The 21,869-nt window shown below is 70.9% G+C and carries 23 protein-coding genes; 11 read left to right on the top strand and 12 right to left on the bottom strand.

The window, feature by feature from the left end:
* Positions 1-10: 10 nt before the first annotated feature.
* Both J4573_RS17610 and J4573_RS17605 read right to left on the bottom strand, forming a co-directional pair.
* Positions 11-775, bottom strand: coding sequence for an MBL fold metallo-hydrolase (locus J4573_RS17610; RefSeq protein ID WP_208256588.1), 765 nt, complete (start codon positions 773-775; stop codon positions 11-13).
* Positions 776-877: 102 nt separating this feature from the next.
* On the bottom strand, positions 878-1,522 hold the full coding sequence (locus J4573_RS17605; protein WP_208256587.1) for a hypothetical protein: 645 nt from the start codon (positions 1,520-1,522) through the stop codon (positions 878-880).
* 88 nt (positions 1,523-1,610) lie between these two features.
* Between J4573_RS17605 and J4573_RS17600 the strand changes: the two genes are divergently transcribed.
* From J4573_RS17600 to J4573_RS17590, 3 genes are all read left to right on the top strand, one after another.
* The gene (locus tag J4573_RS17600) at positions 1,611-2,066 is read left to right on the top strand and encodes a VOC family protein (RefSeq protein ID WP_243773118.1); all 456 of its coding nucleotides are present in this window, start codon (positions 1,611-1,613) and stop codon (positions 2,064-2,066) included.
* A gap of 80 nt (positions 2,067-2,146) precedes the next feature.
* Positions 2,147-2,674, top strand: coding sequence for an RNA polymerase sigma factor (locus J4573_RS17595; RefSeq protein WP_208256586.1), 528 nt, complete (start codon positions 2,147-2,149; stop codon positions 2,672-2,674).
* On the top strand, positions 2,671-3,594 hold the full coding sequence (locus J4573_RS17590) for a hypothetical protein (RefSeq protein ID WP_208256585.1): 924 nt from the start codon (positions 2,671-2,673) through the stop codon (positions 3,592-3,594). The genes J4573_RS17595 and J4573_RS17590 overlap by 4 nt, the downstream gene beginning before the upstream one ends.
* A 77-nt stretch (positions 3,595-3,671) precedes the next feature.
* Here J4573_RS17590 and J4573_RS17585 read toward each other — a convergent pair whose 3' ends face one another.
* Together J4573_RS17585 and J4573_RS17580 are read right to left on the bottom strand one after the other, a co-directional pair.
* A complete protein-coding gene (locus J4573_RS17585) occupies positions 3,672-4,268 on the bottom strand; it encodes a dihydrofolate reductase family protein (protein WP_208256584.1) in 597 nt (198 codons plus the stop codon).
* Between the two features lie 112 nt (positions 4,269-4,380).
* Entirely contained in the window at positions 4,381-5,748 is a 1,368-nt protein-coding gene (locus J4573_RS17580) for an MFS transporter (protein ID WP_208256583.1), read from the bottom strand.
* A gap of 175 nt (positions 5,749-5,923) precedes the next feature.
* Here J4573_RS17580 and J4573_RS17575 point away from each other — a divergent pair, with 175 nt between their 5' ends.
* The gene (locus J4573_RS17575) at positions 5,924-6,385 is read left to right on the top strand and encodes a PPOX class F420-dependent oxidoreductase (RefSeq protein WP_208256581.1); all 462 of its coding nucleotides are present in this window, start codon (positions 5,924-5,926) and stop codon (positions 6,383-6,385) included.
* 60 nt (positions 6,386-6,445) lie between these two features.
* Here J4573_RS17575 and J4573_RS17570 read toward each other — a convergent pair whose 3' ends face one another.
* Together J4573_RS17570 and J4573_RS17565 are read right to left on the bottom strand one after the other, a co-directional pair.
* Positions 6,446-8,827 (bottom strand): ABC transporter permease, encoded by a 2,382-nt coding sequence (locus J4573_RS17570; RefSeq protein WP_208256579.1) that lies wholly within the window; start codon positions 8,825-8,827, stop codon positions 6,446-6,448.
* On the bottom strand, positions 8,824-9,516 hold the full coding sequence (locus tag J4573_RS17565; protein ID WP_243773117.1) for an ABC transporter ATP-binding protein: 693 nt from the start codon (positions 9,514-9,516) through the stop codon (positions 8,824-8,826). Before J4573_RS17565 ends, J4573_RS17570 begins: the two co-directional genes overlap by 4 nt.
* Positions 9,517-9,729: 213 nt before the next feature.
* On the opposite strand from J4573_RS17565, the gene J4573_RS56115 reads away from it, so the two are divergent.
* The 3 genes from J4573_RS56115 to J4573_RS56110 all read left to right on the top strand — a co-directional run bounded on the left by J4573_RS56115 (position 9,730) and on the right by J4573_RS56110 (position 12,797).
* A complete protein-coding gene (locus J4573_RS56115) occupies positions 9,730-11,100 on the top strand; it encodes a sensor histidine kinase (RefSeq protein ID WP_307796673.1) in 1,371 nt (456 codons plus the stop codon).
* Positions 11,097-11,828, top strand: coding sequence for a response regulator (locus J4573_RS17555; protein ID WP_307796672.1), 732 nt, complete (start codon positions 11,097-11,099; stop codon positions 11,826-11,828). The genes J4573_RS56115 and J4573_RS17555 overlap by 4 nt, the downstream gene beginning before the upstream one ends.
* Positions 11,829-11,942: 114 nt before the next feature.
* Positions 11,943-12,797: a GNAT family N-acetyltransferase gene (locus tag J4573_RS56110; RefSeq protein ID WP_208256577.1), complete on the top strand. Its 855-nt coding sequence runs from the start codon at positions 11,943-11,945 to the stop codon at positions 12,795-12,797.
* A 109-nt stretch (positions 12,798-12,906) separates the two neighbouring features.
* Here J4573_RS56110 and J4573_RS17545 read toward each other — a convergent pair whose 3' ends face one another.
* From J4573_RS17545 to J4573_RS17535, 3 genes are all read right to left on the bottom strand, one after another.
* Complete coding sequence (locus J4573_RS17545; protein WP_208256575.1) at positions 12,907-13,359, bottom strand: hypothetical protein; 453 nt, start codon at positions 13,357-13,359, stop codon at positions 12,907-12,909.
* A gap of 11 nt (positions 13,360-13,370) precedes the next feature.
* Complete coding sequence (locus J4573_RS17540) at positions 13,371-13,970, bottom strand: TetR/AcrR family transcriptional regulator (protein WP_243773193.1); 600 nt, start codon at positions 13,968-13,970, stop codon at positions 13,371-13,373.
* A gap of 162 nt (positions 13,971-14,132) precedes the next feature.
* Positions 14,133-15,737, bottom strand: a complete 1,605-nt coding sequence (locus tag J4573_RS17535; RefSeq protein ID WP_208256572.1) for an MFS transporter — start codon at positions 15,735-15,737, stop codon at positions 14,133-14,135.
* A 137-nt stretch (positions 15,738-15,874) separates the two neighbouring features.
* Here J4573_RS17535 and J4573_RS17530 point away from each other — a divergent pair, with 137 nt between their 5' ends.
* Together J4573_RS17530 and J4573_RS17525 are read left to right on the top strand one after the other, a co-directional pair.
* The gene (locus J4573_RS17530) at positions 15,875-16,645 is read left to right on the top strand and encodes a TetR/AcrR family transcriptional regulator (RefSeq protein ID WP_208256571.1); all 771 of its coding nucleotides are present in this window, start codon (positions 15,875-15,877) and stop codon (positions 16,643-16,645) included.
* A gap of 22 nt (positions 16,646-16,667) precedes the next feature.
* Entirely contained in the window at positions 16,668-17,054 is a 387-nt protein-coding gene (locus J4573_RS17525) for a barstar family protein (protein ID WP_208256569.1), read from the top strand.
* On the opposite strand, the gene J4573_RS17520 is transcribed toward J4573_RS17525, so the two are convergent.
* The 3 genes from J4573_RS17520 to J4573_RS17510 form a co-directional block, all read right to left on the bottom strand.
* Positions 17,014-18,300 carry an RNA polymerase sigma factor gene (locus J4573_RS17520; protein WP_307796677.1) on the bottom strand — a complete coding sequence of 429 codons (1,287 nt, stop codon included), beginning with the start codon at positions 18,298-18,300 and terminating at the stop codon, positions 17,014-17,016. The two genes, J4573_RS17525 and J4573_RS17520, sit on opposite strands and share 41 nt — an antisense overlap.
* Positions 18,301-18,330: 30 nt before the next feature.
* A complete protein-coding gene (locus tag J4573_RS17515) occupies positions 18,331-18,699 on the bottom strand; it encodes a YciI family protein (protein WP_208256567.1) in 369 nt (122 codons plus the stop codon).
* 83 nt (positions 18,700-18,782) lie between these two features.
* The gene (locus J4573_RS17510; RefSeq protein WP_208256566.1) at positions 18,783-19,529 is read right to left on the bottom strand and encodes a carbon-nitrogen hydrolase family protein; all 747 of its coding nucleotides are present in this window, start codon (positions 19,527-19,529) and stop codon (positions 18,783-18,785) included.
* Between the two features lie 117 nt (positions 19,530-19,646).
* On the opposite strand from J4573_RS17510, the gene J4573_RS17505 reads away from it, so the two are divergent.
* Positions 19,647-19,868: a sigma factor-like helix-turn-helix DNA-binding protein gene (locus tag J4573_RS17505; protein ID WP_307796671.1), complete on the top strand. Its 222-nt coding sequence runs from the start codon at positions 19,647-19,649 to the stop codon at positions 19,866-19,868.
* Positions 19,869-20,086: 218 nt separating this feature from the next.
* The gene (locus J4573_RS17500; RefSeq protein WP_208256565.1) at positions 20,087-21,868 is read left to right on the top strand and encodes a tetratricopeptide repeat protein; all 1,782 of its coding nucleotides are present in this window, start codon (positions 20,087-20,089) and stop codon (positions 21,866-21,868) included.
* Position 21,869 lies beyond the last annotated feature (1 nt).

The following is a 21,869-nucleotide window of genomic DNA, read 5'->3' as shown; positions in this document are numbered from 1 at the left end:
CAAAGGGCACTCACAGCTCGATGACGTCACCCGGCTGCGGTAGGTGCAGTCGGTCGGCCAGCCCGGCCTTGTCGAACGCGGCCACCAGCGTGTCGGGGCCCTGGCTGAAGTGAGCCCAGTGCTCGAAATGCAGCGGTACGACATGGCGCGCGCCGAGAAGAGCGGCGGCCTCTGCCGCAGCCTCACTGGACAGCGTGAGCAGAGCGTCGCCGAGGAGCTTGGTCTGCGCGCCGCCCGCGAAGAGCACGGCGATGTCCACGTCGTCGAACCGTTCGGCGATGGCTCGTACGACGTCCAGGGAGGCGTTGTCGCCGCTCACGTAAACCGTCGGCAGCCCCTCGCCGGACAGAACGAAACCGGTGACCTCGCCCGTCAGGTGTTCGGTCCCGTCCGGCCCGTGCTGCGCCGGAACGCCGGTGACCCGCAGGCCGCCCGCGCCGGGCAGCTCGACCGTCTCCCAGTTGGGCAGGGCGCGAACGGGGTCGCCGATCCGTTCCCGCGCGGAGGCCGTTGAGAGCACCAGGGGAGCGGCCTTCACGTACTCGCTCCCGAGGTCGTCCATGTTGTCCGGGTGCTGGTCGTGAGAGAGCAGCACCGCGTCCACGGGGCCGATGTCGGCGGCGCCGAAGGCGGGTCCGGTGATCTTGGTCAGGCCGCTGCCGACCTGATACGCCTTGGGCTGGTCGAACGTCGGGTCGACCACCAGCCGCAGCCCGCCGATCTCGATGACCGCCGTGGGCCCGCCTGCGTACCTGATCTTGAATGCGCCTGCCATCGTGACCACCTCTTGTCTCCGCTCAATTCCAGCACGGCTGACAACACAGGAGGTCGGCGCCCCATTCCGGCCGTACGACCCACTCCGACGGCGCGACGCGCACTAGTCGCGGACGGTGCCGTCCCATTGCCAGGTGGTGAGGCGGGTGTGGCCGGGCAAGTCTCCTCGCCCCGTGGCCCAGAGCATGGTCGCCCAGGGCTCTGTGTCCTCCGGAGCGTTCGGGAACAGCCGCCCCAGCACCCGCGCGCACAGGTCCGCGGGCGGCTCCCATACGAATCCGAGCCCACCGGCCAGGTCATGGGTGTGAACGAGGGTCTCCACCACTCCCATCGCCCCGAAGCCCTCAGCGTCCGAGAGTCCGAAGACGTGGTGGGAGCGAACGTCAGGGGAGGTAGTGCGCACCATCGCCGTGAGGAGGGCGCCGCACGATTCCAGCACCTGCAGCAACCCTGCTATGCCTGCGTGCGGATCCGCATGGATGGCGTTCGCGGGGCCACCCGGCCGACGGCTCTCCCAGATGAACGGCACCTCCCGGTCAAGCGGCGCCGGTGAGGGCCCGAGCTGCGCCGCGTACGCGAAGAGGTCGTCGCTGAGGTGCTCGACCGTTTCCCAGCACGTCCACACAAGCGTTCCAGCGTTGCCGTACCACCTGTCTACAGGCGCACTGCGCAGCGCCGCCACCGCCAGCCGTACGGCCAAGTCGACATCGTCAGCGGTGACCGGTTCACGCTTGCTTGATCGCGACATGCCAGGACCGTACCCCGCCCAGCTCACCCGGACTGCCCCATTTTCTGTGGTCACCACGCGTGTCAGAGGTAAAGGGCATCATCGGTTCATGGCGAGGAGATTCCAGGTGTCCATCGACTGCGCGGACCCCGATCGGCTGGCGCTGTTCTGGATGGAGGCACTCCAGTACGAGCTGGAGCGGCCGCCGGGCGGGTACGCGAGCTGGACCGATTACTGGCGCATCCTCGGCCTGCCCGAAGAGGAGGTGGATGAGAGCATCGGCAATGACCGGATCGTGGATCCGGGCGGCGGCGGTCCGCGGCTGCGGTTCCAGAAGGTCCCCGAGGGCAAGGTGGTCAAGAACCGCCTCCACCTCGACCTGGACGTGACCGGGGGCCGCTCCACACCACTCCCGGGCCGCAAGGAGCAACTGGACGCGGAGGCCGTCCGGCTGACCGCCCTCGGCGCGTCGGTCGTCCGCGTGATGGACGAGACGTACGGAGGGAACGGCTTCTACGCGATCACGATGATGGACCCCGAGGGGAACGAGTTCTGCATCCGCTGAGGAGCCGCGAAAGATCCGAGGACGTCCTGGACATGTGCAGGTGACCAACGACCCAGGAGGCCACATGCCGAGGACCCCGGATGGATGAAGAAGAGTTCACGGCGGTGTACGCCGCCACCTACAAACCCCTGCTCGGCTATGCCCTGCGCCGCTGCGGCTCGCCCGAGGACGCCGCCGACGTCGTCGCCGAGACGTTCACGGTCGCCTGGCGCCGCGCCGACGAGATGCCCGCGGGCGCGGAGGCCCGCCTCTGGCTGTACGGGGTGGCGCGCCGCGTGCTGGCCAACCACCGCCGCGGCGAACGACGTCACATGATCAAGACGGCGGCCCTCCGCGCGGAGCTGCCCGCCCGGACCTCGCCGCCGAACGAGTCGCGCGTCGCCGAGGTCTTCCAGGGCCTGTCCGAAAGCGACCGTGAGCTGCTCGCGTTCGTGGCCTGGGAGGGCCTGACCAACCCGGAGATCGCCGTCGTGCTCGGATGCTCGGCGAACGCGGTCAGCATCCGCCTCCACCGCGCCCGCAAACGCTTCGCGCGCGCCCTCCGCTCCGCGGGCGTCGACCGTTCGGCAGCCCAGACCCGTTCCGCCCTCCAAGGGGAGCTGACATGACCTCCCGAATCGACGGCCTGGTCGCCGACCTGGCCTCCGTACGCGACGACGACATCACCAGCGAGCCCCTCGGCTCAGGCGGCAAGGCCCTGCTCACCGCCATCACCGCCGCCCCCGCACCGACTCCCGCGCCCACACCGACCACCGCCGGTGGCGGATTGCTGGGTGGGCGCAGGCGCGCGCCTCGGGTGTTGGTGGGGGCCGTTGCGGTTGCGGGGGCCGCGGCGGCGGTGGTCGTTGGGATGGGGGGTTCTGATTCGGGGCCGCTGCGCAGTTATGCGAATGCTGCGGTGTCCGTTCATGCCACGGGGCGCACGTATGAGGTGGAGGTCAAGGACGCCTACGCCGACCAGCGGAAGTTCGCCGAGGCGTTCGCCAAGGTCGGCCTGGACGCGCGGTTGCGCATCGTTCCGGCACCGCCGGGGGCCGAACGGACCGTCCTCCAGGAGAACACGCTGCACGAGCCGAAGGGCGGCATGCCCCCGGGAGGACTCTCCGGCACGTCCACCTCGATCATGAAATGCCCGCCCGGTGAGGAAGGGGCCTGCCCGCTCAAGGTACGGCTTGGCGGTGAGATGTTCCTCCGGGAGGGAGCCGACATCATCATCGGCCGCAAGGCTCGTCCCGGCGAGCTCTACTGGAACGTCATGGGGACTACGGGGGACCGCCCGAAGAGCCTGCACCTGACAGGCCGTACGGCGGCGCAGGCGCTCAAGGATCTGCGCCGCCGCGGGTTCTCGGTGGCCTTCATGTTCGGCACGTTCAAGCCGGACGGCTCGGGCCAGGCATGGGATGCGCCCCCGAACTGGCGGCCCGCAGGTGAGCGGCGGGTCACGGGTGCCTGGATGCGCAGTTCCAACTCGGTGGGCCTGATGCTCCTGCCGATCAAGAACGACCCGCAGCCACGGCCCTTCAGCTGACCTGCTTTCAGCTGACCTGCTCCCTGATGGTCCCCGGGCTTCCCGGGGACCATCAGGCAGGCAAGCCTCGGGGAGCTTCAGGACTGAGGGATCACGGGGTACTGCAGGTGGGTGACCCGGTCGCCTTCGATCACGCGTGGGTTGCCCAGGGCGACAGGGGCGCCGGCGATGTCGTCGGCGAAGCGGGTGCCGCCGCCGAGGAAGACGGGGACCAGTTCGACGCGGACCTCGTCGACCAGCCCGGCCTCGAGCGCCTGCCGGCCGACGTTGCCCGCCGCGATCGACACGTAGCTGTCGCCGGCGGCCTTCTGGGCTTGGCGGACGGCGCTCTCCACCCCGTCGGTGACGAACGTGAACGGGGCGTCGGGGTGCGGCCAGTCCGTCGGAACGTTGTGCGTGACCACGAAGACCGGGGCGCCGAGAGGGTGGTGACCGCCCCAGCCCTGCGTGAGATCGAACAGGCGGCGGCCGCACACGATCGCGCCGACCTGCAGATACTCGCGTACGACGGGCTCGCTCGCCCTGCCGGGGCGGAACGTCCATTGCTCGTGCGCCGCAGGGATCTCCACCTCGCCGTTGTTGTGCCAGGCGAAGAGGTGATCGAAGCCCGACTCGTTCGGACCGGCGATGTAGCCGTCCAGCGACATGGACGCGCCCATGATGACCTTGGTCATTGCCCTGCTCCTTAGAGCCCGAGGTGGTCGAGGTACCCGAGGTGGTCGAAGCGCCTGGCGCGCCTCAGTGGTGGTGCTCGTTGGGGGATGAGACCTGCCGTTCGATCGAAACTCATCGGAGGCTACGCAGGGCGAGCACGGCGATGGCGGCGAAGCAGGCGGTGACCAGGGCGGCGCCGATGCGGAGGCCGTCGTTCATGACGATGAACGTGCCGAGGAGGGCGACGCCCATGGCCATTCCGGCCTGGCGGGCGGTGTTGAGGACGCCGGAGCCGATTCCCGCGTACGCGGGGTCGATGGACTGCATGGCGGCCGCGTTCAGGCTGGGGGAGAGGACACCGCAGCCGAGCCCGGTGAGGCCGGTCGCCAGCAGGAGAAGCGGGGTGGTCGCGCGGCCATCGACCCCAAGGAGCAGCAGGGCGCCCACGGTGGCGGTCAGCGCGCCGGACGAGAGCAGGACGCGCGGGCCGCGCCCGACGAGGCGGCGGTTGATGACGAGGGTGCCGAAGATCCAGGCGAGGGAGAACGGGACGAACAGCGCCCCGGTCTCCAGCGCGTCCAGGCCCCACCGCTGCTGCAGGTAGATGGCGAGCATGAACTGCATGCCGTAGCCCGCGAACTGGAAGGCGAACCCGGCCGTGACGGACGCCGAGAACGCGGCGCTGCGGAAGACCCCGAGCGGCAGCATCGGATGCGCGCTGCGCCGTTCGATCAGCACGAACACGGCGGCCGCGAGCAGCGTCACGACCGGCAGTGTGATGGCGAGCGTCGACGTCCAGCCGAGCGGACCGCCCTCGATCAGCCACGCGGTGACGGCCGAGAGCGCGACGACCCCCGCGACCTGCCCGGGCAGGTCGGCACGGGCCGCACGGCGCGGCGTCTCCCGAACGTGGCGGCGCGCCAGATAGAGGGTGGCGAGGCCGACCGGAACGTTGATCACGAAGATGGACCGCCAGCCCCACAGGTCGGTCAGCAGGCCCCCGCCCAGCGGTCCGGCGACGAGGGCGAGGCCGCCGGTGGCGCCCCAGGCGGTGATGGCCTTGGCGCGTTCCATCGGATCCTCGTAGGAACGGGCGATGATCGTGAGAGTGGTGGGCAGCAGGCCGCCGGCCGCCAATCCCTGCAGGAAGCGTGCGCCGATCAGCGTGCCGAGGGTCGGGCCGGCCGCGCACAGCAGGGACGTGGCGGTGAACGCGCCCAGCGCCATCATGAACAGCCGCCGCGCGCCCCATCTGTCGGCGAGCGCGCCGGCGGTCAGCAGAACGCTGGCCAGCGGGATCGTGTAGACGTTCACCACCCATTGCAGCGCGGTGATCGAGCCGTGCATGTCGCGTCCGATGGCGGGGAGCGCGACGTTCAGCGCGCTCCCGTCCAGCAGGACCATGAAGTGGCCGAGACAGACGGCGGCGAGCGCCCAGGCAGCGGTCCGGCGGCCTCCGGCAGTGGCCGGAGGGGTCTTCGCAAGGGCGGGAGCGGTCACGCGAAACCTCCATGACGTGGGGGTTCAGGGGAGTGATCGCAATGTACATACTAGTAGGTACAGACGTCAACGACGGGAGCCAGGGTGTGACCCGCCCTCCCTGGGACCTCGGACATCTGTGATCGTGGTGGGCAGGAACGTGGAGAGCAGGAACAACGACACGAAGGGATCGCCCATGCCGACCATCGCGACCGCGCACAAGCCCGAGCTTCCGGAGCTGCTGGATTTCCTGCGGCCCCGGCACCACGGGCTGCTGTCGACGGTACGGACCGACGGGCGGCCGCAGCTGTCGCCGGTCACCTGCGGCGTGGACTCCGACGGCCGCATCGTCGTCTCGACCTATCCGGAACGTGCCAAGGCCCGCAACGCACGCCGCGACGACCGCGTGTCCATGTGCGTGCTGTCCGACGACTGGAACGGGCCGTACGTCCAGGTCGACGGCACCGCCGAGGTCCTCGACATGCCCGACGCCCTGGACGGCCTGGTCGAGTACTTCCGCTGCATCTCCGGTGAGCACCCCGACTGGGACGAGTACCGCGACGCCATGAAGCGCCAGGGCAAGTCGCTCATCCGCATCACCATCGACCGCTGGGGCCCCATCGCCACGGGCGGCTTCCCCGCCCGCCTGGCCGACTAACGATCAGGCAGGCGAGGAACCAACTAACAGTCGCCGGCCGGCGACTGTCCTCCCTAAGGGTTATTCGGTGCGAAGGGCGGTGGCGGTGCGGATGCGGGCTGTCCAGGTCGCGGGCAGGAGGGCGCCCGCGGTGGCTATGACCAGACCGCCCAGCAGCAGGGGGATGAGTACGGGCGGGTCGTAGACGGCCAGGTCGGCAGGGGGAATCGTGATGTCGGCGGCGTCGCCCATCGCGGGCAGGACCTCGCCGTGGAGCGCCATGCCAATTGGGACCCCGATGGCTCCGGCGACTAGGCCGATGCCGGTGACCGAGGTGATGACCATGAGGATGGTCTGCCTGGGGGACATGCCCAAAGCTTTGAAGACGCCTAGGTCGTGCACGCGTTCGCGGGTGTCCAGGACGACCGTGTTCAGGACGCCCATCCCCGCCACGGAGACCAGCATCACCGTGAGGATCCCGGCCAGCGAGTCCATCGCGATGAGAGTGCTGCTGATTTCGCCGGAGTTGGCTTGCGCGTTGATGCCCAGGGGCTGCAGCGCCTGGTTGAGAGAGTCCACGTAAGCGGCGGTCTTGTAACCGGGCTTGAGGTCGATGTTGAACTCCTCCGAACCCGGGAGAACCTTGGCGTTCAGCCCGTTGAGGGACGAGGCGGGGGTGAGGACCGTCATGCCCTCGCCGCTGAGGTCGAACGCCTCTCCGACCACACGTACGGGGACACGACGGCCCTCGTTGGTGAGCGTGATGGTGTCGCCTACGTGGGTGCCCGTGTTGTTGAGAAAACCGGTCGGCACGACCGCCTCGCCAGGACCGCGGAACCACCGGCCGGAAATCATCTGGTACGAGCCCCACGACGGGGCGCCCGAGTAGGCGTTCACGTGGACGCGCCGTGCCAGCCCTGCCGCGCCGAGCTCAAGCTGGCCGACGCTGAAGAACCTCCGCGTCCCGGGCAGCGCCGAGATCTTGGCGGCGACCGCCGCAGGGTCCGCGGGCTTCGGGTCGGCCGCGCCCGGCGGCGGGATCGAATGGACGATGACCGCACCTGGCGAACGCCGGTCCATGCCGTTCTGGATGCCGTTCAGCGACAGAGCGAGGCCCGCGCAGAACGTCACGCCGACCGTGCCGAGGATGACGGCGACCGCCATCGTGGCCGAACGCGCGGGCCGGGCGAACGGGTCGGCCAGGCCCAGGCTGAGCGGGCGCGGCCCGGGCAGGCGGCCCAGCAGATGGCGAACGGACCGTCCCCGGCCGGTACGGGTCGTACGGCCGACGGCGATCGCCTGAGCGGTGCGCAGGCGCCCGGCGCGCAGGGCGGGGACGAACGCGGTGGCGGCGACGGCGACCAGAGCGGCAAGAGGCACGGCGATGCTGATCCAGGGCGCGATGCTCATGGAGCCGGTGCCGTAGGCGTCCTCCGCCTCGTGCATCACCGGGATCGCCAGCAGATTGGCCAGCACGACCCCAAGCAGCGTGCCGACCAAGGCGGGCAGCAGCGCCTGGCCGACGTACGCGCGCACGACCTGCGACGGGGTGAAGCCGAGCGCCTTCAGGATGCCGATCCGCCGCGTCGCGGCACCGACCGCCCCGCTCACCACCACGCCGATGATCAGCACGGACATGACCATGCCGAGCAGCCCGAAGGCGACCACGAACGGGACGAACGTGCCCGACGTCCGCTGGGCGGCCACCTTGACCTTCAGGTACGACGCGGCGTCGGTCAGCGCGCCCGGCGGCACGGCGGCGGCCACGGACGCGCGGGCGGCGTTCAGCTGGGCTTCGGTGGAGGCCGCGCGGAACCGGTAGAGCATCTGGCGGCCGGGCGCCGTGCCCGGCTTGGCCAGCGCCTCGAGCTGCTCGGGCGACACCCAGGCGTCCGCGCTCTCGCTGACCGACTTGGCCGTCCCCACCACGGCGAGGGTCGGGCGGCCGGGCAGGTCGGGGAACGTCAGCTTCGAGCCCGGCGGGATGCGCATGTCTCCCGCGTTGAGCACGACCTGGCCCTTGCCGGTGGCCCAGTGCCCGTCGGTGAGGTCGACGCGGTCGACGGCCCCGCCCGGTCCCGTACGGCCCACGATCGTCATCGGCGGGCCGCCGCCGTCGTCCAGGAGCGGGGGACCGCCGCGGTCGTCCTCGATGACCGGACGCAGGGTCAGTACGGGGTAGGGACCGGCCGTGGCGGTCACGCCGGGCAGGCTCGAGGTGGACTTCAGCTCAGCGTCGGTGACCTTCGCGCCGTCGAAGCCCGCGGTCAGGTGCGCGCCGTTCTGGCGGCCGAACGCATGGTCGAACGGGCCCTGGGACGCCACCACGAGCCCTGCGGCCAGCACGGACGCGGTGACGGCCATCATCATCGTCAGCGCCATCACCACCGTCTGAACGCGCCGCCTCCCGACCCCGGCGCGCACGACCCGCCCAAGCGCCCCTCCACCACCCCGCGCGGTCATCGGGCCACCGCCCTGACGTCGCGGGCGATCCGGCCGTCGACCAGCTCGATCGTTCTGCCGGCGCAGGCGGCGGCCAGGGCGGTGTCGTGGGTGACCAGGAGGATGGTCTGGCCGTCGCGGTTGAGGCCGGTCAGCAGGTCGGTGACGCCTGCGGCCGAGGCCGTGTCGAGGGCGCCGGTGGGCTCGTCGGCCAGCAGGAGCGCGGGCCGGTTGATGAGCGCGCGGGCGATCGCGACGCGCTGGCGTTCGCCGCCCGACAGCGTGCCGGGGTACGCGCGGGCATGTCGCTTGTCCAAGCCGAGGTAGTCCAGGAGCTCGTCGGCGCGGGCACGGGCCTTGTCGCGCGACATCCCGGCGAGGCGGGCCGGGAGGATCACGTTCTCGTCCACGGTCAGGTCGTCCAGCAGGTTGAAGAACTGGAAGACCATGCCGATCCGTTCCCGCCGATACCTGGCGGAGGCGGCCTCGCTCAGCTCGTCGATGCGCAGCCCGGCGACGGTGACGGTGCCCTGGCTCGGCCGGTCCAGGCCCGCGATGAGGTTCAGCAGGGTCGACTTGCCGCTGCCGGACGGGCCGAGCACGGCGAGCGCCTCGCCCTGGCCGACGCTCAGGTCGACGCCGGCCAGCGCCGGTGTTCCCGCGTCGTATCTCTTGCTCGCATCGCGCATCTCGATGATCGGCGAGCCCATGGGACCTCCAGGAGGGGACGAAACAGAGGTGAATGTCGATGGCCACGACGCTAGAAACGGCCGGCCCTCGCACGCGTCGCACGCGATGACGAATTCCGGCACTCCGCCGGGACGAGGGCGCGGCGGGTCCTCCTTGCGATGTACGCGGAGGTAGTAGGCCCGCTGGTCTCCCAGAGGGATGTCAGACACCTGCCGGTTTGCGACACTGTGCCGGTGAGCAGCACGTGGCCGGGGCGCTGGAACGCCGGATTCACCGCACCGTGGCGGGTCATGCGCGGCACCGCCGTTTCGCCGACCGGCCTCACCCGCTGGTCATGGACGGCCGACGCCGTGCTCGCGATCGCGCTGGCGGTGGGCGCGATCCAGGGGTCCCTGGGCCGGCCCGGCGACGACCTCCCGTTCCGGCCGCCGATCGGCGACCGCCCGCTTCCGCCCGGCATGCCCGTGCCGCCGACGCCGCCGGAACCGCCGCAGCCGCCACAGCCTCTGGAGCCGCCCGTTCCGCCGCACGCGCACGGCTTCGAGCCGGTCGCGCAGTACTACGGCGGGTTCCACTGGTGGATGGTGGTCCTGGCGGCCATGACCGCGCTGCCGCTGGTGGCGCGCAGGCGGTATCCGCTCGCGGTGTTCTGGGTCGTGATCGCCGCGACGCTCCTCTACCACGACACCCCCGGCTACGACGCCGCGTTCACCTTCACCGCCTGCGTGATCGCCGCCTACAGCGCCGCCGTCTACAGCCCGCACCAGGTGGCCGCGCTGGCGAGCCTGGTGCTGGGCGGCGCCGCGCTGGTGGCGGACGGCAAGGCGAACGTGCCCACCATCGGGCCGGGGATCGCGACGCTGCCCGCCCTGATGCTGGTCGTGTTCGGCGCCAACACACTCCACAACTGGCGGCAGCGCCTGCGCAGGTTGGAGGCGCAGCAGGAGGCCGCCACGCAGCGCGCGGTCGAGCGTGAACGCTCCCGGATCGCGCAGGAACTGCACGACGTCGTCACCCACAACGTGAGCATGATGGTCGTGCAGACGGGCGCCGCGCGGAAGGTGATGGCGGCCGCGCCGGACCGGGCCGAGCAGGCACTGCTGGCCGTCGAGTCCGGTGGACGCGCCGCGCTGACCGAGCTGCGGCACGTCATGGGCCTGCTCACGATGAACGGCGACGACCCGCTGCAGCTCCAGGACGAGGACCTCACCCCGCCGCCCGGCCTCGGGCAGGTGGAGGCGCTGGCCGAACGGGTGCGCGAGACCGGCATGGCCGTGGAACTGACCGTGACCGGCACCCCCGTTCCGCTGCCGCCGGGCATGGACCTCGCGGCGTACCGCGTGCTGCAGGAGGCGCTGACCAACACCGTCAAGCACGCCTCGGGCGCCCGCGTGGAGATCGCCATCGACCACGGCCCGCACGCGCTGCGCCTCGAGGTGACCGACACGGGCGGCGTCCCGGCGGCGACGGCCCGTTCGGGCAACGGGCGCGGCCTGATCGGCATGCAGCAGCGGCTCGCCGTCTACGGCGGCACGCTGGAGGCGGGCGACCGTCCGCTCGGCGGCTACCGCGTGCGCGCGCAGATCCCGCTGGCCGACGTGTGACCGCCGACCCCGGCCTCGTGACCGGCGGGTCCGGTCCCGCGACGCCGCCGCGCGTGGTGATCGCCGACGACCAGGCGCTCGTACGGACCGGCTTCTCGATGATCCTGGCGGCGGACGGCATCGAGGTGGTCGCGGAGGTGGCGGACGGCGCGCAGGCCATCGACGCGGTCCGGCGAACGCGGCCCGACGTCGTGCTGATGGACATCCGGATGCCCGAGATCGACGGCCTGGAGGCCACCCGCCGCATCCTGTCGTCGGTCAAGCCGGACGACTCCGGCGCCGCTCCGCGCATCATCATCCTCACCACCTACGACCTCGACCGGTACGTGTACGCGGCGCTGGCGGCCGGGGCCAGCGGGTTCCTGCTCAAGGACGTCTCGCCCGAGCATCTGGTCGCCGCCGTCCGCCTCGTGCGTTCCGGCGACGCGCTGCTCGCCCCGTCCATCACCCGCCGCCTCGTCGAACGCTTCGCGCCCCGCGACGAGCAGGCCGCGATCCTGCACCGCGACCTGTCCGCGCTCACGCCGCGCGAGCTCGAAGTCCTCCAGCTGCTCGCCCGGGGGCTGAGCAACGCCGAGCTGGCCGAGACCCTGCACCTGAGCGAGACGACGGTGAAGACGCACGTCACCCGCATCCTGTCCAAGCTCGACCTCCGCGATCGTGCGCAGGCCATCGTCGTCGCGTACGAGAGCAGGCTCGTCACCCCGGGCGGCCACCCACAGCGCTGAAGCGGCACTGGACGTCTCTGAAGCGGCGCTGACGGAGTGCTGAAGCGGCGCTGAAAACAAGGTGCGGACGGGCCGCGCGCCGCCTCATGCTGGGCTATGGCCATGGGCTGGAACGTGACGGACGACCTAGAGACCTTCGTGGCACGAGCCGGCGGCTTTCTGCGCGCGGACTCCGTCCACAACACCGTGCCGCTCACCGTGGTCGAGATGCTCAGGGCGACGGGCCGGGAGGTCTATGGCCCGGGTGCCGTGCTCCTCGGCTGGTGGACCTCGCCATCGGGTGACATCGAAGGCACCTTCCTGCACACCCGCGGCTATCCGCTGCTGTTGAGCGCCATGCCCGAACCGGCCGCGCGAGACCTCACGGGCGTCATCGCGGAGACGGAACGCGAGGTGATCGGGGTCAACGGCACCAACGCCCTCGCGGCGACGTTCGCCGAGGAATGGCGGCACCGTACGGGCGAGACCGCGACCGTCCGCATGCGCCAGCGCCTCTATCGCCTCGACAAGCTGACCCTGCCCGAACCCCTCCCACCCGGCTCGGGTCGCTTCGCTTCCTCCGACGACATCGACACGCTGGTGACCATGAGCAAGGCGTTCGAGGACGACACCGGTGAACAGGTGGGCGCCAACCCGCAATTGGTCGGCGACCGTATCGGCTACCAGGGTTACGGCCTCTGGGAGAACGCCGGGGCCCTGGTCTCGTTCGCCGGTCGTACCCGGGTGGTGGCGGACATGGCCCGGGTCGGGCCGGTCTTCACGCCTCGCGAACATCGCCGCCACGGCTACGCGTCCGCCGCGACGGCCCTCATCAGCCAGGCCGCACTGGACGCGGGGGCGGGCAACGTCGTGCTGTTCACCGACCTGGCCAACCCCACGAGCAACAGCATTTACCAGCAGCTCGGCTACCGCCCTGTGAGCGATGTGGTCCAGTTGGCCTTCGTCAAGGAAGGTGACCGGGGAAATTAAGAGGTCCGCCGCGCCAACGGGGGCATGGCGCGGCGGACCGGCTTGAAGGGCCTGCATGAGGAAACCCTGGCCCTCTCCAGCTCTTCGAGTGTCCGCCTGCATCGGCGGACTAGCAAGGGGTACGGCCCCGGATGCTGCGTTCTGCCCGATGTAGGACAAGTTCGTCGGCAACGCGTCGTTCGGCCTCGGCCCACAGCGGGCGGACGTCGCGGAGGCGGGCGGGCAGGTCCGCCACGGGCACCTCCCACGAGGAGCGGACGAAGTCCTGCATCCACGGCCGGATCTTTTCCATCGCCGCACCGTGCGGGTCGGTGCGCGTGTAGGACGCCAGCGACTTGCGGTCGGTCCAGGCCGACAGGGTCCAGAACGTGCCCTTGAACGGCTCGGAGCGGAAGGCCACGCCGAGCAGTCCCGGCGAGTGCCGCGCCTGCCACCACAGGGGCGGCCCGTACCGCATGAACGAGGGGACCCGGAGGCGGCTGGCGAGCTCGAACCAGGTCACCAGCACGACGGCCTTCGGTCCCGCATCGGGCTGGTCGACGGTGGTCCAGGGGATCGACATGTCCGTGCTCCTCAGCGCAGGAATTGGCCGGCGATCGTGCGGTGCATGGTGTCCAGGACCGCTTCGGGCTCGGGGAGGTGGCCCGCCAGCTCCAGCGAGACGAAGCCGTGCATGGCGGCCCACAGCGCGGCCGCGATGTGCCGTGGCTCGGCGTCGATCAGGAGGTCCGCGGCGGCGCAGTCGGCGACCGCCTCTTGCAGGATCGTGAACGTCGGCGCGGCCTGGAGGATCGCCTCTTCGCCGGGTTGGAAGCCGGGGATCGGATCGCCGAACATCAGCTTGTAGTAGTTGCGCTCGGCCAGCGCGTTCTCCCGGTAGGCGCGGCTCAGGCCGACCAGGTGGACCAGGGGATCGGGGTCCTTGGGGACCGCGGCGAGCCGTCGCTGGAAGCGTTCGAAGCCCTCGGCGTAGAGCGCCTCCAGCAGGCCGGCCTTGTTGCCGAACAGCCGGTAGAGCACGGTGGTCGAGCAGCCGACCTCGGCGGCGATCCGCCGCAGCGCCAGTGCCTGGACGCCCTCCGTGGCCAGCAGGTGGCTCGCGGCGTCCAGCAGCGTGGTGCGGATCGCCTGCTCGCCATGCAGCCGGGCCTGCTCGAACGCGCTCAGTGTCATGGCCACCGTCCCGCTCGCTCAGTAACAACGTTTTTCGCCGATAACGTCGTTATCGCACGGCCCGCCACAAGGGTCAACCCCTGATCGGAGTTGACCCTCTGGTGCGTGAAGCCCCGGCTCCTGCGTCAAGCCCGGCTTGTGCGTGAGGCCCTGGCTTGTGCGTCAGGCCCCGGCCGAGCCTGACGGCGTGGCCGCCGTAGCCTCGCCGGCAGTGGGGTCGTCCTCGCCGGGCGGGACGACCGCGACGCCCTCCGCATCGGCAGCGGCGGGCTTCGGACGCAGGATCGAGAGGGCGACGATCACGGCCGCGATGCCGCCGAACAGGCCCACGATCGAGGTGACCGACAGCGCGTCCACGAACGCGTCCTTCGCCGTCTGTGCGAGCGCCAGGTCGTGCTTGGCCGCGGCGATCGCCAGCGCCTCGCCGATCGAGTGGTGCGCCGGGCCGGTGACCGAGTCCGGCATCGAGCTGGAGTACGCGGCGGTGAGGACGCTGCCCATGATCGCGACGCTGAGCGCCTGGCCGACCTGCTGGACGGTGTCGTTGACCGCCGAGCCGACCCCGGCCCGTTCGGGCGGCAGCGCGCCGAGGAGCGTGCCGTACGCGGCGGGCCCGGCAGTACCGCTGCCGGCGCCCATGATGACGAGCGCGAAGACCAGCCACGGGTAGCCGTCGCCGGGGGAGAGGGTGGCCAGGATGCCGAACCCGGCCGCCAGCAGCCCGAGGCCGATCGCGAGCGTGAGGCGGGCGCCGAGCTTCTTGTCGACCGCGACGCCGATCCCGTTGAACGCCATCGCGGTGACGATGAGCGGCATGAACGCCAGGCCCGTCTTCATCGGGCTGTAGCCCAGCACGAACTGCAGGTACTGCGTGAGCGCGAGCATCAGCCCGCCCGCGGAGAACGACAGCAGCACGATGGACAGGCTCGCGCCGCTGAAGTTGCGGTCGCGGAACAGCTTCATCGGCAGCATCGGCTCGGGGCAGCGCCGTTCCCAGACCGCGAACGCCACCAGCGCCACGACCGCGACCGCGAAGCCGAGCAGGACCGAACGCGACTCCCAGCCGTCCCGCGCGACCGAGATGACCGCCCAGACCATCGCCGTCATCCCGGCCGTCGACAGGACCGCGCCGACCAGGTCGGGGCGGGTCGCCGGGCCGCGCGACTCGGGGATGATCAGGAGCGCGGCGAGCACGCCGAGGGCGGCGATCGGCACGTTGATGAGGAACACCGATCCCCACCAGAAGTGCTGGAGCAGGAAGCCGCCGAAGACCGGGCCGCCGAGCGCGCCCAGCATCAGCACCGAGCTCCAGATCGCGATGGCCTTCTTGCGTTCCTTGTCGTCGAAGACCGTGGTGAGGATGGACAGCGTTCCCGGCATGAGGAACGCGCCGCCGACGCCCATCAGCGCCCGCGCGGCGATGAGCTGGCCGGGGGAGTCGGCGAGCACGGCGGGCACCGACGCGCCGCCGAACATGATCAGGCCGATGATCAGGCCCTTGCGGCGCCCGAAGCGGTCCGACAGGGAGCCCGCGGTGAGCAGCAGCCCCGCGAACACCAGCATGTAGGCGTCCAGGATCCACTGGATGTCGGAGCTGCTGGCGTGCAGGTCGGTGATCAGCTTGGGGATGGCGACGTTCAGGACGGTGTTGTCGATCACCACGACGAGCAGGCTCAGGCAGAGCACGCCGAGGATCCACCAGCGGCGCGGATCGCGCGCGTCGGCGTCGGTCGCCGGGGAGCCGGGGGCGGGGGACGGGGCGGACAATGGCGCTCCCTTAGAACAGTGCACGAATTTTCGCACACCGTACCAAGCTTAGAACAGTGTGCGAAAGCCATTAAGCTGGAGCCAGCGACCCGGTCCGATCGAGGGCCGGCGCCCCGACCCCGTGCGGAGGACGCCCGATGCCGCGTAAGTCCGATCCCGTCGCCGACTCGGTCTGGATGCGTCCGAGCAAGTCACGGCGCGGACGGCCGCAGCTCAGCCGCGAGGAGATCGTGAGCGCGGCCATCGAGCTGCTCGACGCGGACGGGCTCGACGGGCTCAGCATGCGCCGCCTCGGCGCCACGATCGGGGCGGGGGCGACCTCGCTCTACTTCTACGTGGCGCACAAGGACGAGTTGCTGGAGCTGTGCCTCGACGAGGTCATGGGAGAGATCGAGATCGACGACGTGCCCGACCACGCCGACCATGCCGACCAGGGCGAGGGTGGTGACTGGCGCGCGTCGGCGGCCGCGTTCATGCGGAGCTACCGGGAGGTGATCGTGCGTCACCCGTGGATGCTGGGCCTGCTCGGCGTCCGGCCCGCCATCGGCCCGAAGGCCATGCGGATGAGCGACCGGCTCGTGCACATGCTGACCTCGGCGGGGTTCGAGGGCATGGGCGTGGCGCACGCGAGCTCGCTGCTGATGTCGCACGTGTTCGGCGGGGCCACGCTCCAGGTCGCCTCCAGCTCCCTCATCGAACGCACCGGCGGGAGCGCCCGCGAGGTGGCCGACACCATGGAGCCCTACGTCGAACGCTTCGGCGACGAGTTCCCGCACTACACCAAGTGGTTCCAGTCCCACCGCGACCTCGATCCCGAGTGCTATCCCGAGGAGGCGTTCCGGTTCGGCGTCGCCCGCATCCTCGACGGCCTGGAATCCTGGCGCGCCGGGGCCTCGAAGCAGAGCTGAGCGACGCCGTATCCTCCGGTTCGTGACGGTTACCTACGTTGTCGAGGGTGCGCGGGTCGGGACGCTGGAGGACTTCTGGCGGGTGGTCGGCGAGGCGGTGAACGGGCCGGGCGGCTATTTCGGCGGCAACCTCGACGCGTTCAACGACTGCCTGCGCGGCGACTACGGCACCCCGGACGACGGCGACTGGCGGATCGAGTGGCGCGACCACGAGCTGTCGCGCCGCAACCTCGGCTACCCGGAGACCGTTCGCCAGCTGGAGATCAGGCTGACCCGCTGCCACCCGTCCAACGACGAGACCGTGCGCGCCGAACTGGCGGACGCGCGGGCCGGACGCGGCGCGACGGTCTTCGACTGGCTGGTCGACATCATCGAGGACCAGATTCCGGGTCGCCTGCACCTCCGCTGACGGGTCCGCTCACAGATCGTGCCCGGCGGAGGAAGACGTCCCGCTCGCGCTCGTTGCGCGTGATCTTCGCCGCGCGTTCGAACGCCGCCCGCGCCTCCTCGCCGCGCCCGAGCCGTTCCAGCAGATCGCCGCGCGCGGCGGGCAGTTGCGGGTAGTCGTCGATCTCCAGCCCGTCCAGGATCTCCAGCCCCGCCGCGGGACCGTGCGCCATGCCGACGGCGATGCCGCGGTTCAGCTCGACGACGGGGTTCGGCGCCAGCTGCGTCAGTACGCCGTACAGCGAGGCGATCTGCGCCCAGTCGGTCTCCTCCGCGGTCCACGAGAGAGCATGGCAGGAGGCGATCGCCGCCTGCAGTGTGTACGGGCCGACCGGCTTGCCGAGCCGCCGCGTGACCGCGAGCGCCTCGAGCCCACGCCTGATGAGGAGCCGGTCCCACAGCGCGCGGTTCTGCTCCAGCAGCAGAACGGGCTTTCCGTCGGCCCCGGTCCGCGCCGGGATCCGCGACGCCTGCAACTCCATCAACGCGATCAGCCCGTGGACCTCCGGCTCCTCGGGCAGCAGCCCGGCCAGGATCCGGCCGAGCCGCATCGCCTCCTCGCACAGCGACGGCCGCATCCACTCCTCGCCCGCCGTCGCCGAGTACCCCTCGTTGAAGACGAGGTAGAGCACCCCCAGCACCGACGTCAGCCGGGCGGGCAGCTCGGCCGGGGCGGGCATCTCGAACCGCACGTCCTGCTTGGCCAGCGTCCGCTTGGCGCGGAAGATCCGCTGGCCGACGGTGGGCTCGGCGGTCAGGAACGCGCGGGCGATCTCGTCGGTCGTGAGCCCGCCGAGCAGCCGCAGCGTGAGCGCCGCCCGCGCCTCCGGCGACAGCACGGGATGGCAGGTCATGAAGATGAGCCGGAGCACGTCGTCGCCGATGTGGTCGTCGAGGTCGGCGTCCCAGTCCGGCTCCTCGTGGCCGGCCGTCTCCCGGCCCACCTCCTGGAGCTTGCGCTCGTAGGTGGCACGCCGCCGGACCAGGTCGATCGCGCGGTGCTTGGCCGTCGACATCAGCCAGCCGCCGGGGTTCGGCGGGACGCCCTCGGCCGGCCACTGCTCCAGCGCGATGACCAGCGCGTCCTGGGCGAGCTCCTCGGCCAGCCCGACGTCGCCGACCATCCGGGTGAGCCCGGCGATGATCCGCGCGGACTCGATCCGCCAGACCGCTTCGAGGGCCGGAAAGGAAGAATCGGTGGCCGCCACGGCCACCGATTCAACCACCTTCCGACCGCGCTATCCCTGCTGGAAGTCCTCCGGGGTGAAGATCTGCAGCACCTGCACCTCACCCTCCCAGCCGGGCCACAGGTCCTTGTGCAGCTGGAGGAAGCGCGAGGACCACTCGACCGCCTCCTCCTTCGACCGCACCTGGTACACGGCGTAGCTGATCATTTCCTTGGACTCGGCGAACGGCCCGTCGGTGACGGTCAGCTTCCCGCCGGAGACCTGCACGCTGGCGCCCATCGCGCTCGGCGCCAGGCCGCCCTGGTCCAGCAGCGCGCCCGCCTTGGTGGCCTCCTCGCCGAGCTTCATGATCGCCTCCATCAGCTCCGGCGGGGGAGGGGAGTCGGGGCGGTTGTCCTGGAGCAGAGTGAGGTAACGCATCGGGTTTCCCTTCGTGGATCTTCGCTTTCTTGCCTACGCCTCGATCGGGAAGGGATCGATTCGACAGGCGTCCCGAAGTTTTTTCAAGCGAATCTCGCGCGGACGATCGCGCCGGTCTCGGGTCCGGCCCGTTCGATCACCCTGCCGTCCGCCGCCCAGAACCCGGAGCGGCCCGCTGCGGGCGCGTATTCGCCGCCTGTCGTTCCCGCGAAGCTCGCCATCGCGACCCACACGCCGTGGTCACCGGCCACGCGCCGGGCTCTCTCGTCGGGCACCTGCGCGTCCGCCTCGGTCTCGCAGACGCTCGCCACATTGCCGTCGACGCCCAGGGCCGTGGTGTCGGAGGCGTGCTGCGGCATCCCGGTGTCCTTGCAGATCGCCAGGCCCAGCCGCCAGCCGTCGACCTCGAGGACCTCCGGCTTCGCGCCGGGCACGAACCGCTGCGGCTCCAGGCCGCCGAGCCACATCTTGCTGTACGCGAGCCGCACGCCATCGGCATGGCCATGCCCATCGCGAGCGACGTCGCCATCGCGATCGCCACCGATGGCCAGCATGCCGATATGCGCGGCTCCGCGTTCACCCTGCACGGGCGCGCCGACGAGGGCGATCGCGCCCGTCTCCCTGCACGCCTGAACGATCGGGGCCAGCCGCGCGTCGTCGACGCCGATGGCCGGTGCGTCGAGCTCGTACCCCGTGAGCGACAGCTCCGGAAACACGACCAGCCGCGTCTCCGCCGCTCGCACGAACGACGCGTGCGTCCGCGCGTTCGTCTCGACGTCGAACGAGACGCACACAGGCTGGACGACTGCGACATCAAGGGCCTCGCGCAAGCCCGCACACCTCCCGTGGACGCGCGCTCACCTCCCGTGGATAAGCGCTCCTGAGCCTCACCTTAAGGCTGGCCTAAGGGCCTGCCACGGACGCCCCGCGCCTGCGAGGTTCGAGGCGTGGCACCCCGCAATCCGTACGCCCCCGCGACCCCTCGTCCGGCCTCCGTGGCACGGGCGTTCCGCTCACTCCAGCCGGCGCATCGCGAGATCCTCACCGAGACCGTCTTCCGTGACCGGTCGGTGAACGAGGCCGCGGTGTCGCTCGGGCTCCCCGTCGGGGAGGTCAAGGTGCGCGTTTATCACGCACTTCGGGCCCTCCACAACGCATTGGGTACATGAACTGTCCACTACGCCAATGACGTGTGTCCGACAAGTCTCCTGACGTATTGTCCGGATCCGGTCAGCTTGCCCCCTGCGCATTGTGATCGGTCGTATTCACCGTGGAAGGTGGGCATCGGTTGATCATTCACCATCAGGAGGGGACCGATGAAAAAGATCGTCGTGCACAGGAAAGGGACCGTGGGGCTCCGCGGGCCCGCCAGCGCCAAGCATGAGGGTTGACGAGAGTCCTGAGGGCCACCGCTGACCGGCGGATTCGCGGCCCTTACACGTTCGGCGGCGCCCTGGTCGCCACCTTGCTCCCCGGGGCGCCCGCCGAGCTGACGGCCGCGTACGACATCGAACTGCGCGCCATGGCTCCAGATCTCGACGTGCCCGAACGGCGCAGCCCGCTGACCGCCCGCGTGGACCGGTCCGAGCGCATTCTCGTTCCGGCTCCCCAGCACACGCTGCGGCTGGCCAACGGCGTCGCCGAGTTCGTCAGGGCGCGGCTGGAGTCCGATGGTGTGCTGACCGTTCACCTGACCGGGATCGAGCAGGCCGATCAGGCCGACCGCGAGCTGCTGGCGGTGTTGGAGCGGCGGGTGAGCGCGCTGAACGTCGAACTGGACGATGATCCTGGCGGGGGGCCGCTGGAGGATCTGACACCTGAGGAGCATGACGCGCGTGCGGACGCGCTGACCGCAGAGGGATCCACGGCGGTGCGGCTCGGCGCCGTCCCGTACCACCGCGCGCGGGGCACCGACCGGCGTAAGGCGGCAGAGGACCACCTGTTCGCCGTCTACTGGTGCCTCGACCACGGCTGTCACGACGCGGCGGCCGAGCTCGGCGAGCGCGGCCTGGCGTTCGCCGATCCGGGGTCGCGGGTCTGGTGGGAGCTGATCCACCGGGCCGCGATGGCGCTCGGCGCGCTCGAACGCGAGCAGGACGCCGAACGGCTGCTGCACCGGGCGCGGCGCGGCACGACCTCGGCGGTCTGGCACTCCACGATCTGTTACTCGCTGGCGATGCTGACCACGCGCCACCACGATCCGGCGGCGCGCGATCTGGACGCGGCGTACGGGTGGATCAACAACGCCATCGCGCTGTGCGGGCTACTGCCCGACCCGGCCGAACGCGCGGTCAAGCTCGGCTTCGACCTGAACGGCAAGGCCCTGGTCGTGAGCCGCCTGGGCGACCTGGACGAGGCGCTCCGGCTCGTTCAGGAGGCCATCGACCTCGCCGACCGCGACCTGTCTCCAGGCGCCCAGCGGGTGCACCGGATGGTGCTGCTCGCCAACCGCGCCCAGGTGTACGACCGGCTGGGGCGGACCAAGGAGGCCCTGCTCGACTGGGACGACGTGATCACCGCCGATCCCGCCTATCCCGACTACTACATCGACCGCGGCAACCTCCGGCACCGCCTCGGCATGTTCGACGAGGCCATCGCCGACTACGAGGCCGCGATGAGCGCGGGCCCGCCGTTCTCCGAGCCGTACTTCAACCGCTCGCAGGTGCGCTACGACCTCGGCGACACCGGCGGCGCGCTCGCCGACCTGGACCGCGCGCTCGAACTCGACCCGGGCTTCACCGAGGCCTATCCCAACCGGGCCGGGCTGCTGGTGGCGCTCGAGCGCCACGCCGAGGCCCGCGCGGACTGCGAGGCCGGCCTGCGCCTCACGCCCGACGACCCCTACCTGCTGTGCGTCCTCGGGCAGGTCGAGGCGGCGGCCGGCCGGCACACCCAGGCGCGCGACGCGTTCGACCGCGCGCTCGAACGGGACCCGGCGCTGGCGGAGGCGTGGGCCAGCCGCGGCATGCTCGCGTTCGACACCGGCGACGCCGCCGGCGCGGTCGCCGACCTCACCGAGGCCGTCGTGCTGAGCGAGGACGCGCCGCTGCTGTTCAACCGCGCCGTCGTGCTCCGTTCGCTCGGGCGGGAGAACGAGGCGCGCGACGACCTCCTGCGTGCGCAGGAGCTGGCTCCCGACGACGAGGACATCCGAAAGGCACTCTCCTAGC

The sequence above is a fragment of the Actinomadura barringtoniae genome, assembly GCF_017573505.1.
GTDB lineage: Bacteria > Actinomycetota > Actinomycetes > Streptosporangiales > Streptosporangiaceae > Spirillospora > Spirillospora barringtoniae.
The sequence above is the reverse complement of the archived record's forward strand: the minus strand, read 5'-3'. Positions and strand labels throughout refer to the sequence as shown.

Coding starts and splice junctions, on each gene's coding strand:
- J4573_RS17600 (WP_243773118.1), top strand. CDS start 1,611: ATGGCGAGGAGATTCCAGGTGTCCATCGACTGCGCGGACCCCGATCGG.
- J4573_RS17610 (WP_208256588.1), bottom strand. CDS start 775: ATGGCAGGCGCATTCAAGATCAGGTACGCAGGCGGGCCCACGGCGGTC.
- J4573_RS17585 (WP_208256584.1), bottom strand. CDS start 4,268: ATGACCAAGGTCATCATGGGCGCGTCCATGTCGCTGGACGGCTACATC.
- J4573_RS17565 (WP_243773117.1), bottom strand. CDS start 9,516: ATGGGCTCGCCGATCATCGAGATGCGCGATGCGAGCAAGAGATACGAC.
- J4573_RS17530 (WP_208256571.1), top strand. CDS start 15,875: ATGCCGCGTAAGTCCGATCCCGTCGCCGACTCGGTCTGGATGCGTCCG.
- J4573_RS17570 (WP_208256579.1), bottom strand. CDS start 8,827: ATGACCGCGCGGGGTGGTGGAGGGGCGCTTGGGCGGGTCGTGCGCGCC.
- J4573_RS17595 (WP_208256586.1), top strand. CDS start 2,147: ATGGATGAAGAAGAGTTCACGGCGGTGTACGCCGCCACCTACAAACCC.
- J4573_RS17605 (WP_208256587.1), bottom strand. CDS start 1,522: ATGTCGCGATCAAGCAAGCGTGAACCGGTCACCGCTGACGATGTCGAC.
- J4573_RS17545 (WP_208256575.1), bottom strand. CDS start 13,359: ATGTCGATCCCCTGGACCACCGTCGACCAGCCCGATGCGGGACCGAAG.
- J4573_RS17540 (WP_243773193.1), bottom strand. CDS start 13,970: ATGACACTGAGCGCGTTCGAGCAGGCCCGGCTGCATGGCGAGCAGGCG.
- J4573_RS17515 (WP_208256567.1), bottom strand. CDS start 18,699: ATGCGTTACCTCACTCTGCTCCAGGACAACCGCCCCGACTCCCCTCCC.
- J4573_RS17590 (WP_208256585.1), top strand. CDS start 2,671: ATGACCTCCCGAATCGACGGCCTGGTCGCCGACCTGGCCTCCGTACGC.
- J4573_RS17575 (WP_208256581.1), top strand. CDS start 5,924: ATGCCGACCATCGCGACCGCGCACAAGCCCGAGCTTCCGGAGCTGCTG.